Annotated in this window: 6 protein-coding genes; all 6 read right to left on the reverse strand. The window is 36.2% G+C overall.

Annotated features, from left to right (window positions below; all coding sequences use genetic code 11):
• Positions 1 to 91: 91 nt before the first annotated feature.
• The gene (locus tag ALGA_RS21000; RefSeq protein ID WP_096432666.1) at positions 92 to 1,102 is read right to left on the reverse strand and encodes a glycoside hydrolase family 43 protein; all 1,011 of its coding nucleotides are present in this window, start codon (positions 1,100 to 1,102) and stop codon (positions 92 to 94) included.
• Between the two features lie 481 nt (positions 1,103 to 1,583).
• Positions 1,584 to 3,128, reverse strand: coding sequence for a RagB/SusD family nutrient uptake outer membrane protein (locus ALGA_RS21005; RefSeq protein ID WP_096432668.1), 1,545 nt, complete (start codon positions 3,126 to 3,128; stop codon positions 1,584 to 1,586).
• A 19-nt stretch (positions 3,129 to 3,147) separates the two neighbouring features.
• Entirely contained in the window at positions 3,148 to 6,210 is a 3,063-nt protein-coding gene (locus tag ALGA_RS21010) for a SusC/RagA family TonB-linked outer membrane protein (RefSeq protein ID WP_096432670.1), read from the reverse strand.
• Positions 6,211 to 6,499: 289 nt separating this feature from the next.
• A complete protein-coding gene (locus tag ALGA_RS21015) occupies positions 6,500 to 10,573 on the reverse strand; it encodes a hybrid sensor histidine kinase/response regulator transcription factor (RefSeq protein WP_096432672.1) in 4,074 nt (1,357 codons plus the stop codon).
• Positions 10,574 to 10,990: 417 nt separating this feature from the next.
• Positions 10,991 to 12,427: an arylsulfatase gene (locus ALGA_RS21020; protein ID WP_096432674.1), complete on the reverse strand. Its 1,437-nt coding sequence runs from the start codon at positions 12,425 to 12,427 to the stop codon at positions 10,991 to 10,993.
• Positions 12,428 to 12,508: 81 nt separating this feature from the next.
• Complete coding sequence (locus ALGA_RS21025; protein ID WP_096432676.1) at positions 12,509 to 15,727, reverse strand: glycoside hydrolase family 2 TIM barrel-domain containing protein; 3,219 nt, start codon at positions 15,725 to 15,727, stop codon at positions 12,509 to 12,511.
• Positions 15,728 to 15,755: the final 28 nt, after the last annotated feature.

Genomic DNA, 15,755 nt, shown 5'->3' on the forward strand with positions numbered 1-15,755 from the left:
AAATAGTTTACTACTAATTTTATTTTTTCACCAAAGCTTCATTATTTTAAAAATATCAGAATTCCACTTTGTTGTTAATTTCAATCATCTTTTAATTAACATTCCACTCCTTGTGCCATGTGATTTTTGCTTTCCCCTTTTCAAAAGTCATAGGTAACCACACATAGCGTGAATCTTCCAAATTGGTTTTATTCCATCTATCTCCCATATAGATATACTCACCTTTTCTATTTGGATTGGGCAGTACGTAAGTGCTTTGTGAGGTAAATGTTTTATCTGCATCCAAACCTTCGCAAGGATCATATACCGTTTTCCAATCCCCCATCACAGAATCGCAAATAGAAATTTGTGCAGGGTTTGGCGACCAACCTGTACAGCCGGATGAAATCATATAATATTGCCCCTTGTGCTTCCAAACTGCTGGAGCCTCACGGGATTCCATTTCTAAAATCCGTTTGTATTTTCCTGATGGTGCTGTATATTCATCGTTTAACAAACTAACATGCATAGTTTTATTATTCTCTGAAGAATAAAAATGATAAGCTTTTCCATCATTATCTTTAAACAAAGTCATATCCCTACTCATAGAGGCGTTTGGACGCATGCTTTTTAAGTATGTAAATGGCCCCTGAGGTGTATCACTAATTGCAACGCCAGCTCTGGCACACTGATAATCTTCGGAGTCGATGTGCATCCACATAACAAACTTCTGTGTTTTATCGTTATAGATGACTTTGGGCCTTTCAATTACTTTGGACGTGTGCAGATCGTGAGTCAAATCAATTTTCGCCGCTGCTAATGCCACGCCTTCGTGCTTCCAGTTTACCAAATCTTGAGAAGAATAGCAGTTTACACCGCCAGCATTACATCGGTAGCATTCCCAATCTAAATAGGGAACGCGCCAAGTTTCACCTTGCTTCATTTCCCCATACCAATAGTAGGTGCCTTCATGAAGTAAAATTCCACCTCCATGGGCATTTATTGGATTTCCATCAATATCCTTAAAGATTTCTCCTGGTTGAATTTTGGCTTGTTCCACTTCCGAACACGAAAATAATGTGAAAATCAATCCCAAAACCAATCCTATTTTACCTACACCCATTATAGTTATACTTTTATTTCGATAGATCTGACAACTTTCCATTCGATCAATCTTCTGTTCTTTTATATGTCTTTTTCTTTATCTCCACATTATCCATATCAAGTGATAACATTTACAAATCTGATGTTCCTTCGGGTTCTTTCTATTTCAAATCGTTAATCATAGCATTTTCTATTTAATGCTAGTGAGATAAATTAGCAGATTTAATTATTATTTTTTAAAAAAATCGATTGCCTCTTTAATGTTTTTATTCAGAAAGATTTATCAAACTTACCATACTACTCAACTTAAGAATAATTACGCTACCTGATATTTTTCAAAAGAACATCGACAATGTATTTTCGAAGTGTACAATAGTTTTACTGTGTATTTTTATTCTTGAAGAAATAGAAACAGGTATAAAAATATGGTTGAAAATTTATTCCGGAGGTAGATGATATACCTCCGGAACTATTTATCAAACAATCTTATTCAAAGTATATTATTGCCAAACCAAATGTTGCACTAATGAAGGATTGACATCAATTTCGGACTGAGGAATTGGCCAGATTAGTTGTTGTGGTCCCAACCAGTATCTGTCGCTTAATTTTCCATTATTTGGTCTTTCGTATGTCATATAATAATCAATCGCACGTTCTTTTAAGATACCCCATCTTTTTAGATCTAAATAACGAAGTCCCTCAAATGCAGTCTCAATTCTACGTTCATGTCGAACCATATCGACTAAACTACCACCAAAATAATTATCTACTTCAGTTTGATCAACGTGTGGCATTTGTACACTTTCTCGATCACGCAACTGATTAATTAAAGCAAATACTTCAGTTGGTGCAGTTCCACTTTCGGCAAGAGCTTCAGCTTTCATTAACAGAACCTCGCCCAATCGGAATACATAGAAATCTTCTTCTGCATCAAAATGATTCTCACTATTCTCTTCCTCCATGTATTTACGCTGTGCGTAACCTGTTGTGGTTTTTGAGAAGGTATTAAGAGGAGTTCCTCTCCATATTGCATTTTTACTTAGAATAGAAGCATCAAAACGTGGGTCTCTGTTCTCAGATGGCATATCGGTGTTATAAAGAGCCGATTCAGAAATTATTTTTCCATCTGTACAAAAATAATCATTAGCAAGATTAGGTAACACTTCCTCGTAATTTTTCACAGCAGTTCCCCAATATCCGGCAAAATTAGCACCGTCTTCGTCTGGCCCTCTCATGAAACGAACAGGGAATATCACCTCATCATTTATTTCGTTGGCATTTTGAAAAAGACCTTGAAAATCAGGATACAAAGAATACCCAAGGTCGATTACTTTTTGAGACCAGCTTGCAGCCTGCGTCCAGTTCTCATTATACAAATTAATTCTTGCAAGCAATGCATAACCTGCTCCTTTGGTTGCTCTACCCCATTCTGCTTCTCCTGGCATTGGCAGATCCTCCACACAATCCTCCAAATCCGTTAAGATAAAATCGACAATTTCGGATTTCTGAGAAACAGGAGTTTCTGCCTCTTCGACAGTTTGAAGCTTAGTAATTAATGGTGCATTTTCAAAAGTCATGCTCATCAGATTATAAACCAATGCTCTGACAAATTTAGCTTCGGCAATAATCTGCTTTTCAGTAGTTTCAGAAATAACATCTGCTCCTAATGTAGGAACTGTCTCAATTACACGATTGCACCTTACAATTGATTGATAGCAGCTCTTCCAAAAATTTGTAGTAAGTCCATCGTTTGTTGAATGCTCTCCTCGAGACATTGCTCCTCCCTGCATCCAGCTCCAACGTATCCAACCGTCGTCTGACATATAATCCCATCGGACAGTACCTCCCGCCCACGGGTCGGAATCATAAATATTTGCACTCTGTAAATTTGAATAACATCCCGCTAATGCCATTTCTGCATCTGCCTGAGTGGTCCAAAAATTTTCATCTGCCAATTCGGTTAACGAATTTCGGTCTAGATACTCCTCCGAACATCCAGCCAAAAAAATCGTCACTAAAAATAATATTAAATATATTCTGTTCATGATATTTTCATTTTTTTGATTAGAAAGTGATATTTACACCCATAGAATAAATTTTGGATTGTGGATAATCCCTGTTACGATCATCACCGGTAAGTTTCTCTGGATCATAATCTTCCACATCAGTCTTTGTCCATAAATTAATACCTGAGAAATAGATACGAGCATTCTCAATATGCACTTTTTTAGTCAGTTCTGATGGTATCGTGTAACCAATTTCAAGATTTTTCAAACGTAAATAGGAAGCATCTTTTAACCAAAATGTCGAGTATTTTGTATTATTACCAAGATTACCCCATCTAGGAGTTGGAGCGTTACGATTATCTTCTGTCCAGTAATCCTTAGCTACTTCGGTAAAAGTTCCACTGGTTTCAGTATTATACCAATAGTAACGATCTATTCCTGAAATTCCTTGGAAAAATGCGTATACGTCAAATCCTTTATAGCTAGCACCAAGATTGAACGAATATTGTAGTTTAGGGAACTGGTTCCCGATAATAGTACGATCGTAATCATCAGAGATTTTACCATCAGGTATTCCATCGGGTCCACTAATATCGCGATATTTTACATCCCCAAGGCGCAATGGCTTTCCAAATTGTGTAGGTGCATTATTCAACTCCTCCTGCGACTGATAGTATCCATCTGCAATAAATGCATAATACGATGAAATTGCTTCACCTTTTTTCGTGATAGAATTATTATTAATGGATTCTAATCCACCATAATTAGTTACTTCGTTCTTAACGTGGGTTAAGTTAAAACCTCCAAACACATTAAAGTCTCCAAATGTTTGATTCATTTTCACGTCAATTTCCCAACCCGTATTTTTCACTTCTCCAATATTTTGGAAAGGAGCAGATACATTACCTAATGTTGATGGAATGGGCAAACGAATTAGTATATCCGAACTAGTTTTGTCAAACCAGTCCGCAACAATTTGTACTTTATTATTGAACAAGTTTAGGTCTACTCCAATATCAGTAATTGTTGTTGTTTCCCATGTAAGATTTGAATTTGCCAAACTAGTAACAGAAACACCAGGAGCAATATCATTTCCCCATAAGTAGTTTTGGCCTGTTGCAATTGTTTGTGCATACGGATAAAAATTGCTACCTCCAATATTTTCATTACCTAATTGTCCCCAACTTCCCCTTACTTTTAAGAAAGAAACAGGCCCAAAATCAGATAAAAAATTCTCATTACTTGCAACCCAACCTGCAGAAACAGATGGGAATCCTCCCCAGCGATTGTCTGAACTCATCCGCGAAGTTCCATCATAACGGTAATTCGCTTCAATAAGGTATTTATCTGCAAAGTTGTAATTAACCCTTCCAAAGAAAGAGTTCAATGCCAACTCTCTTGCATTTCCTGTTACATCTTTATTATTAATCCCTCCACTCAATTCATGAATATTATTATTAGGAAAATCTTCTACTGATGCTTCGAAGAAATCGAGACGGTATAATTGTGCTGATTGTCCTGCTAACACACCAATCTTATGTTTTTCATTAAGAGTTACATTATAAGTTAGCAGGTTCTCAAACTGATATCTTTTTGTTGTTTGATTGTTGTTGATTAGCTTATTATGCACATTCTCATTAATAACATTTCCTTCAAGATCGTAGGTTTCGTAGGTTGGCGTAAATTTAGAAAGTAAAGATGAATTATACACATATGAAAAATTTGGCTTAAAATGCAGATTTTTCAGAACCTCAACATCAGCAAATAACTTTCCTGTGAAGTTGTACTTTTCTGTAGTATTCTCTCCTCTGTTAGCAAATTCTACAGGATTCTTAATTCCTCCAACAGTACTTCCAGGTAAATAATATAACCCATTTACTTGTCCCCAATTCCCATCGGTATACTTAACCGGAATAGTTGGATTTGCAAATCGACGAATAATATAATTCAAATCATCATCCCCATTATTAGAGGAACTTGCACTATTTAGGGTTGCTTCTATATCTCTTTTATTTCCAGAGAGATTGATACCAATCGTCACTCTATCAGAAATATCTACACTTATATTTGATCGGAAATTATATCTTTTCTGACCTGTCTTAATCATTATTCCCTCCTGATCAAGATATTCCCCTGAAAACATGTAATGAACATTTTCCTTTGAACCGCTTACCGATAAATAGGTTGTATTCATTGGTGCAGTTCTGTACATTTCGTTAAACCAATTTGTATTGGCCCAACGATCAGGATCTGCACCATCTCTCATCGTCTGAATTTGTTCTTCAGTATAAAGCGCATCCTGTCCTTGTTCAGTTAGATCGAGATTCTGGAGTGTAGCAAAATCCCATGAATCAACAAAGCTTGGCTCAACAATCGCCTGTTGCCATGCAAAAGATTGACGTAGGCTTACTTTTGGTTTTCCGCTTTTTCCTTGTTTAGTAGTAACAACAATAACACCATTTGCAGCACGAACTCCATAGATCGCAGCTGAAGCCGCATCCTTTAAAACAGAGAGACTTTCAATATCAGCCGCTGGTATTTGACTTAATGAAGATTCAATACCATCAACAATTACCAATGGCTCCTGCCCTGCATTCAAAGTACCAATACCACGAATACGAATCTGTGGATTATCTTCTCCAGGTTGATTACTAAAATTGCTCACGGTCACACCGCTCATTTGTCCTTGCAATAATGTTGCTGTGTTAGCTGCCGGTCGAGTTTCAAGATTACCAAAATCAACTGACGAGACAGCACCCGTTAGATTGGCCTTCTTTTGAGTGCCGTATCCAACAACCACAACTTCATTCATTCCAATTGATTCTTCAACCATCACTGCATCTATAGTAGACTTGCTTCCTACAATAAATTCCTGATTGGTAAAACCGATGAAGCTAAATAGCAAAACATCCTTGCTTTCTACATTAATGGAATAATTACCGTCTATATCGGTAACTGTGCCATTAGTGGTGCCTTTCACCACAATGTTTACTCCGGGGATACTCAAACCGGATTGATCCGTAACCCTACCGATAACTGTTAATTGTTGAGCATTCACTGACCCACCAATTAATAACAGCATCACGATAAGAAGACTAAGTTTTTGCATAATTCTTTTCATAACTAGTAATTAGATTAAAATAGCAATAAATATTACACACAGAATAGCAACAAGTAGGACAATAGCCACAAAGTTTAATACTTTAAGACTCCTTGATTTGCTTTTCTGTCCTTTCAAAAAATTTGATTTCCTCATTTCACTTACAAATAATTTCTATTGGCAAGTTGGCCGAAAACATTCCATTTTCAGAATCTATTACGGCAAAAAAAAGGGGTAAATCAAGCATTTATTGCAGGGGCATTTATTGCATCATGGTAGGGTTAAACCTTCACAACACACGGATTACGGACTAGCTATCAACACCTTGTCTGTATTCTGACGGGGAGCTTCCGTACATGTCTCGAAAACATTTCCGGAAATATTTCAAGTCAGCTATTCCAACCTGAACTGAAATTTCCGCAATCGTTTTATGTGGATCAGCTAATAATTGAGTTGCTCTTTTTAATCGAATCGATCTGATAAAAACATTTGTCGACATAGATGATAAGAGTTTTAGTTTACGATACAAAGTTGAAGTACTCATATTTAGAGATGAAGCAAGAACTTCGGCATTAAAATCATGATCATCCATATGATCTTCCACAATTTTAACCGCCTGATTTAGGAACTCTTCTTCATAAGAAGAAATCTCAATATCCGTAGGTTTCAAAATTACCTTTTTACTGAAAGTGTTTTTGAGTATTTTTCTACATTTAAGTAAAGTCTGTACCTGAACTAATAATTCCTGTGTATTAAAGGGTTTGGTAATATATGCATCGGCACCAGTAGTAATCCCCTTAATCTTAAACTGATCGGCAGTTTTTGCAGTTAATAATATCACTGGGATGTGAGCCGTACGCTCCTGTTTTTTCACTTTTTCGCAAAATTCAAACCCATCCATCCCCGGCATCATCACATCCGAAATAATCAAATCAGGTAAGGTCTGCATGCAATTTGCATAACCTTCAATACCGTCAAATTTTTGTATCACATTATATTCCTCCTGAAAAAGGTCTGTGATATAATTATTAATATCTTCCTGATCTTCAACAATCAAGATAGTGCATTTTTCTTTTGTTGTTTTTGCAATCTCTCGCCTGACACTTTGAATTCCCTGCTCCATTTTAATAAAATCATCACAAGGGACTTCGACTACAAAATCCTGAGTAACTTGATCTTCTGAGAAATGTTCTTTTCCTAATAAGAGATCAATAGAGAAAACTGTTTCAACATCTCTAATACTCTCAACCATAATACTTCCATGATGAAGCTCTACAATTTTTTTTGTAATAGCCAGGCCAATACCGGAACCTCCTACAGATCTGTTTAAAGAACTATCAACCTGATAAAATCTATCGAATATGCGATTAAGTTCTGATTGGGGAATCCCTTTGCCGTTATCCCTAACTGCAATTTTGACACTCTTTTCCTGCTTGATTAACTTGACGGATATTTCTCCATTTTGAGAGACATACTTAAAGGCATTGGCCAACAAGTTATTCATCACAATACTCATTTTTTCGATGTCAAACCATAATATCATTTGATTGGCATCTGAGTGAAAAGAAAGTTTAATCTGATTGTTTTCAGCTAAGCCCTGAAATCCTTTAATTTCCTGTTTTAAAAATTTAACTAGATCCAATTTAGACACACTTATTTCCATTTTGCCCGTCTCTGCTTTTCTAAAATCAAGCAACTGACCAACCAATCTCAGCAAACGCCTGGAATTCTGCTCAATAAGTCGCAATTTATTCTTACTTGCAAGTGATATATTGTCTACAGATAACAGTTCTGTTGCTGGTGCTAAAATTAGAGTTAAAGGCGTTCTAAATTCATGTGAAATATTGGTAAAGAACCGTAGTTTCATTTCATTAATTTCCTGTGCCTGTTCTACCTTTACACTTTCCAATTCGAGACTATGGGCCAAGCGACTTTGACGAACTGCTACCCAACGAATAAGAGCTACCAATCCTAGTGCAATAAATATATATATCATTATAGCCCACCATGATTTCCACGGTGCTGGAATAACTTTTATATGAAGACGCACAGGCTCTTCATTCCAAACGCTATGATTGTTGGAAGCTTTCATCTCAAAAATATATTTACCTGCCCGCAACTGATTATAAGTCACTGTTCTGTTTGTTCCAGAATAATTCCAATGATCATCGTAATTTAAAAGACGGTAGGCATAATTATTCCGTTCCGGCGCATCGAAGCCTAAAGCTGAAAAAGTAAGCGTAAACTCCCTCTCTCGATGCGTTAATTCTAATTTCTGTGTGTGACTAATATCCTCTTCCAAAATCACCCTTCCGTGCAACTCTTCTCCAATGCTTACCTTTTTATTGTGCATACTAAAACCAATAATAGCAGGCTTAGGAAGCTTTTGATTATCCCTAATTTTATTGGGTTGAAAATAGTTAAATCCACTCGCCCCTCCGAAATAAATTTCGCCAGTCGCATTTTTATATACACAGCCTTCAGAAAAACTTCGCCCTTGCAAGCCGTCACTTTTATCGTAATTATTAAAACTTCTGTTCTTGGGATTAAAACGAGCTACGCCGCTATTGGTACTTATCCATAGTTTTTTTTCATTATCAGTAACTAAAGCATGAATATAATCATCGGGCAGACCATCTTCCTGATAAAAATGCTCAATTCGAAATTCTCCCGATTTCGTTTCTGTTAACAAATTCAATCCGCTGGGAGTTCCTATAAAAAAAGTACTATCGTTTAGTTGGCACCAGGACAAAATAATATCACTGGTTAATTTTTGATTTTGTGCGAAGCTTAGACCTGCAAACGTTTCCTTCTTATCATCAAAAAAATAGATCCCCTTATAAGAACCAACCCATATTCTATTTTGATTATCAGACTGAATCAATGAAATTCTTTCGTTTCGAAGAATAGAGTCATTCGCAGGAACAAATTGTTTCCAATTCTCTTCGGGTGTATTTATTTGTTTCCCCAACCAAAAGCCATGCTGTTGCGTTCCAAGAAATAAAACGCCATCCTTCTCGAAAAGTGATTGTATTTTTCTAATTTGTTTTTTCTTTGTGGCAATTTGATTCTTTAAGTAGTATTTCCCTTTTTGAAAAACCAATTGGTGTAGGCCATAATCAGTTCCCACCCATTTGGTACCATCCAAAGTTTCATAGATACATTTAACAACCTTAAAATCAGGTGTAATGGCATCACCTCTCAAATTATTAATCCCTATAAAATGCTTGCGATCTTCGGAATAATATAAACCTCCTCCTTTTGTACCAAGCCAAACGTTTGAATCTTTATCTTCAATAAGTGTCAATACATGGAAATTCTTTATTCCTGACTGATTATCATCATTGACAGCAACTCCTTGAAAAGGTAACTGATTTCCTATTCGACATACACCACCACCATCAGTCCCGATCCAAATAGCTCCACTTTTATCTTCAATAATTTTAAGTATAATATCGTAATCAGTATTTAATTCCCCAAGATTTCCAGGTTTAATATTAACTTTTGAAAAGTGTTTGCTTTCAAGATTAAAACGATATAATCCCCCGCCCCAAGTTCCCATATATATCTCACCTTTTGAATCTAAGAGTAGGGAGTATGAATTACTATTATACACTTTATTTGGTTCTGAAGAACATTTCGGCATATAGCTAACAGACTCTCCCGTTTCAAGATCAAACCCTATCAAACCTTTTTTATTCCAAGCTGTTACCCATAGGATATTTCTTTTAGAATCAATCACCAAGTCATTCACATCATATAAGCTGGCATCTTTAAAATTTGATCGTGTAAAGGTTTTATTATTTGAGTCATAAGCATAAATCCCTTTATTCGTTCCAATCCAAATATTCCCATTTGCATCTTCTTTAATGGCCGAGACCCTATGATTTTTAAGGTGATATTCAAACGTATTGCTTTCCTCATTCCAGATAGTCAAACCTCCCGACCAGCCACCAAACCACATGTTGCCATTTTTTTGTTCGTTGATTGATATGATTCTATTGTCCCCAATCATTTCGTTGGAATTGCTCTCATTTCGAAAGTGCCTGAATAAACCTGCTTTAGGGTTATAAAGATCGACACCCCCAGACTTTGTCCCAATCCATAAGCGATCGTGACTATCCTCATAAAGACATTCAATTGAAGGATTGGAAAGACTATTGGTATCGCCTGATTTACGTTTAAACTGCACGAACTCATAGCCATCGTAACGATTTAACCCCCCTCGTGTCGCAAACCACATAAATCCTTTGGTATCGTGCACAATTCCGGTAATTTCATTCTGTGTTAAACCATCTTCTACAGTAAGATAGCTCACAACTTGCTTTTGAGCATTAAGCAAAGAGGTTACAAAAACAAATATTATCAACAGATAGTTTTTCATTCTTTCCAATTTCTGGGCAGTTATTAGGCAACTACCATTTATTTGAGAGTATCAATTTATAGCAAAATCATCATCTGATATACTTCGAAATGTAACAAGTTTCGATGAAAAAACATCGCAAAATCTGCATATAATGACTCATTCTAATTCAATCTCTAAATTTAAAGACGGTTTCCAATATGAAATAAATGGACTATTTCCTCTTCTTAACAAGAAATAATACCTATTGTGTTTTCCCCATTTTATTATCACTCTTTTTATTGCCATAAGTAAAGAAAAAGAGCTTTATTAAAATCAAGCTCAATAATCAGGATTGGGTAGTGACATTTGTGCTTTCTCCTCTTTTAGCCAAACGTCCAAATCCTTCTTAACATCTACCTTAATTAGTTTAATCACAAATATTTGACTTACATGGCTTTAATTGTTTCCAAATTTGAATAAATCAGATTCAAATCTAGAAGCACTCATCCTCTTCATTAACTCTTTAACAAATTCCGGATTATCATTTGCCAAGTTATTCGTTTCGCTTGGATCTATCGATAAATCATACAATTCTGTAGTCGTTTTAGATGGCATGAAAACATTATAACGAACCAATTTCCAATTCCCCTTTCTTATCGCTTGTCTTCCTCCTTTTTCATGAAATTCCCAGTACAACGATTCATGTTGTTTCTGTTCTCCTTCTCCTAACAAAGTGGGTAGAAAAGAGATTCCATCCATTTCCTTAGGACAGTTCGAATTTGCAATTTCTGCAAATGTTGGCAATACATCCCAAAAAGCAGATACATGATTTGTTTTTGAACCTGACTTTATTTTTCCTGGATACCAAACAATCATTGGTTCTAATATTCCCCCTTCGTATAAATCTCTTTTGTAGCCACGATAAATGCCATTACTATTAAAATAATCAGGGTCAGCTCCACCTTCTTGATGTGGACCATTATCCGAAGAAAATACAACTATTGTATTTTTATCTATTCCTAACTCCTTTAATTTATTCAATATATCACCAACCTGATCATCTAACAGTTTTATCATTGCTGCAAATGCTGCATGAGTTTCTTCCTGATATCCATACTCACCTTCTCTAAATCCTTTATCACCTGACCTGGCTCCTTCGTAAATTTTTTCTGGTTGAAGCTTCCCTCTATATTCCTTTAAGTTTTTCTCAGGAATTAAAAGTTCAGCATGAGGAATTACGTTAGGATAATACATAAAAAATGGTTTATCCTGATTATTTACAATGAATTTTATAGCCTCTTGATGAATCAGTTCAGGAGCATACTCAGTCATGTCTTTTCCTTGATTCCCTTCTAAAATAACTTTCTCTTGATTGTGCCACAGATGATCTGGATAATAATTGTGAGCTAAACGCTGACAATTGTATCCATAAAATTCATCGAAACCCTGATAGTTTGGATCTCCTTCCGAACCAGGATAACCTAAGCCCCACTTTCCAAATGCACCAGTTACATAGCCAGACTCTTTAAGTATTTCAGGCAAAATCACAGTTTCTTTCGAGATCGGCACCTGACCTTCGGGCTTAACTTCTTTATTTCCTCGAATTGGAGTGTGCCCGGTATGCAAACCGGTCATTAAACAAGATCGGGAGGGAGCACACACCGTTGAACCAGCATAATGTTGAGTAAATACCATTCCTTCCCTTGCCATTTTATCTATATTCGGTGTAGAGAATTTTGTTTGTCCATAACAACTTAAATCTCCATACCCCAAATCATCCGCCAAAATGTATATGATATTTGGTTTCTGTTTCTCTAAACTTATTGTCTTTGCAGCTACACCAGAAAACATCGTTACTGCGAGTGTGATTAAAGGAATTAGTTTTAAATTCATTTCTACAAATTTATTAGTTAACTGATCTAAAAACAAAAAAGCCAAGATATACAATGCGTATATCCTGGCTTTTTTGTTCTATTAAAACTGCAATTTCGACAAATCAGAAGCTTTATCAGTTGCTGTAATCGCTCTAATTCTGAATGAATAATTATATTCTTTGGCAGTTAGCCTGTACTCATCATGAGTTAAAGCTCCCCAACTATTATCGCCACCAACACCCATTTGTCGATAATCGATATTAACGGAAGTTAAATCCCTTGGTTTTACGTCAGTAGTATGACGATTAACAACAGGAACACCATCCACTTGGCGACCATCTGAGCGCTCAGGCGATTCAAAATCTTCCATGATATTGTGATGTGCACTAACTTCTAATAATTGAGTTCCACTTACAAATAAACCAAGTCCATTAGTATCTGTAATTGTCATCCAACGAACATCTGTTTTATTTCCATTTTCCTGCGGACGAACATATGCCCAATATTGGTCGGCTACACTACCGGAATATAAACCCACAAAAGCACTGGTTTTCCGATCTGCATAAGATTCTTGTGGTCCACGACCTAACCATGACATTTGATCGAAAGAGCGAGGCATTTCTAAATTCATACCCATTCTAATGATCTCAGGCAAACTATCTTTGGTCATTTTAAAATGATTATTCACTAAAACATCTCCAGAGCCAAAAACAGTATATTCAGATGTATAGTTAGCGATTTCCTCGTTCTCTTCATCTAATAATATAAAGTCAGCAATTATTGAAACTTTATTATCCGCTAGTTGGTTCACTAAAATGTTCTTTACTTTTCTATTCTGACCAGCTTTCCTCCATACCGCAGCTCTTTTATTCAAACCATTTCCAAAATCATTATCGATTGGAGCTCTCCAAAAATTAGGAACAGGACCTGATTTAAACAACTCTGTTTCTCCTGTTTTGAAACTTTGTAGCTCCCCTTTTTCCTTATCGAAAATCAAAGAGAATTTATCTCCCGAGATACTTACACTTGTTTCGCCATCGACCAGGTTTACTACTGCTAATTTAGCCACATCCATTTTTTGAACGGGAATATAAACCGGCAATTCAAATTGTTCACTTGCTAAAACGATACCCGATTCTACAATGGTCCAATTGTCTTTTAGAACTGCATTAATTTGCAAGAAATACTCCACACCAGCTTCAGGAACAAATTTATAATCCAAATCGAATTTTTCTGATTTTCCGGCCTCTAAAGTTGATATAAATGAACCATTCGCAACAACTTTACCATCTCCAGATACTTCCCAAACAAAATTAAATTTATCAAGATTTATAAATGCATATTTGTTTTGAATCGATACGCTTCCTTTTTTCAAATCAATTGCTTTGAATCCAATATATTGGTACACTTTCTTTACTTCCAATAAATGAGGTTTAACACCACGATCAGGATCAACCAAACCATTCAAGCAAAAATTCCCATCCGAAGGCACATCTTTTGGTCCAAAATCACCTCCATAGGCCCAATAATCTTCACCTTGCTCATTCTTGGTTAATAATCCCTGGTCAACCCAGTCCCAAATAAAACCACCTTGCAAGCAGTCATAACTTTCAATTAAATCCCAATAATCCTGAAAATTACCAACACTATTCCCCATGGCATGTGCATACTCACACAGAATCAATGGCTTATTTGTGTTTCCCTTAGCATAGGTCTCCATATTCTTCATTCTCATGTACATTGGGCAATTGATATCTGTATTTTCCCCTCCATGTGCTTGCTCGTATTGTACCGGACGTGTTGAATCATATTCCTTTAACATTTTATAGGTTGCCAGGAAATTTACTCCATTACCTGCTTCATTCCCCAAAGACCAAATTAGGACTGAAGCTTGATTTTTATCGCGTTGATACATGTTATTAGTACGATAAATATGGGCACCCATCCAAGTGGAGTCTTTTGCCAATGATTCTTTATAGTATCCCATACCATGAGATTCAATATTAGCTTCATCAACCAAATACAAACCATATTGATTACATAGTTTATACCACTCTTCAGCTTGTGGATAGTGCGAGGTACGAACAGCATTCAAATTGTGCTCTTTCATCGTTTTAATATCCAAAAGCATTGTTTCACGGTCCATTACATGACCCGTTTTATCGTTATGCTCGTGAAGATTCACCCCTTTAATATAAATCGGCTTGCCGTTTACAAGCAACTGACTGTTCTTAATTTCCACCTTACGGAAACCAACATCTTGCTTAATTACCTCCAATATCTCCTGATTTTCTCCTTGAAGAGTAATCACCAATTGATAAAGGTTTGGCGTTTCAGCAGTCCATTTTTTAACCTTATCCAGCTTTGTTTCAAAAGAAAATGTCGTGGAAGAATTTGCTTTCACCATATCCACAACAGTGAGATCAACAACCTTTTTACCCTGATCTAAAACTTCAGCAATAAGGGTCTTACTTCCATTATCGGCACTATGGTTAGCTACTTCCACCTTCAAATTAAGTAATCCATCCGTGTAGGTTTCATTCAAATCTGCAATTACTGCAAAATCACGAACGTGTGTTTTGTTTCTTGCCAATAGATATACGTCTCGAGTCATTCCGCTTAAACGCCAAAAATCCTGATCTTCCATATAACTTGCATCACTCCAGCGATACACCTCAACAGCTAAGGTATTTTCTCCCTCTTTCAAATATTTTGTAATATCGAATTCTGCAGGCGTTTTACTGTCTTCGCTATATCCCACTTTTTTCTCGTTTACCCAGATATAAAATGCAGAGCTTACAGCGCCAAAATGGATGTATGTTTCCTTATTTTTCCAGTCCGAAGGAATTGTAAAGCTTCTCTTGTAGGAACCAACCGGATTGTAATCATCTTGAATGGTAGGAGGCGTTTTTTCGTGAGGATATTTCATATTGGTATAAATTGGAACATCAAATCCTTCTATCTCCCAATTGGAAGGAACTTTAATTTCAGTCCAATCACTCGTATCATAATCATCTTTAAAGAAATAAAATGGTCTTTCCGATGGATTTATGGAAAGGTTAAACTTCCATTTTCCATTTAACGATTGAAGAAAAGTGGATTCCCATTGGTTATCAGCCAAAGCTTGATCCTTGCTTGCGTAAGGAATAAACGAAGCTCTTGGTTCTTCTTTATTAATTTGAAATACAAGTTGATTTTCCCAATCGGCAGGAGTTTTCTCCTCGAATGGAACATTCTCATACTTATTCTTAGGCGTACACGACACACTTGCAATAGCTAGTGCACACAACAAGAAATTGAAAATCGTTCGACGTTTCATAGTTTCAATTTATATCTGTTATTAATAT

It is taken from the genome of Labilibaculum antarcticum, from assembly GCF_002356295.1.
In the GTDB taxonomy this organism is placed as follows: domain Bacteria; phylum Bacteroidota; class Bacteroidia; order Bacteroidales; family Marinifilaceae; genus Labilibaculum; species Labilibaculum antarcticum.

Excerpts from the sequence above, each read along its gene's own strand:
- ALGA_RS21000 (WP_096432666.1), bottom strand. The coding sequence starts at position 1,102 with ATGGGTGTAGGTAAAATAGGATTGGTTTTGGGATTGATTTTCACATTA.
- ALGA_RS21005 (WP_096432668.1), bottom strand. The coding sequence starts at position 3,128 with ATGAACAGAATATATTTAATATTATTTTTAGTGACGATTTTTTTGGCT.
- ALGA_RS21010 (WP_096432670.1), bottom strand. The coding sequence starts at position 6,210 with ATGAAAAGAATTATGCAAAAACTTAGTCTTCTTATCGTGATGCTGTTA.
- ALGA_RS21015 (WP_096432672.1), bottom strand. The coding sequence starts at position 10,573 with ATGAAAAACTATCTGTTGATAATATTTGTTTTTGTAACCTCTTTGCTT.
- ALGA_RS21020 (WP_096432674.1), bottom strand. The coding sequence starts at position 12,427 with ATGAATTTAAAACTAATTCCTTTAATCACACTCGCAGTAACGATGTTT.
- ALGA_RS21025 (WP_096432676.1), bottom strand. The coding sequence starts at position 15,727 with ATGAAACGTCGAACGATTTTCAATTTCTTGTTGTGTGCACTAGCTATT.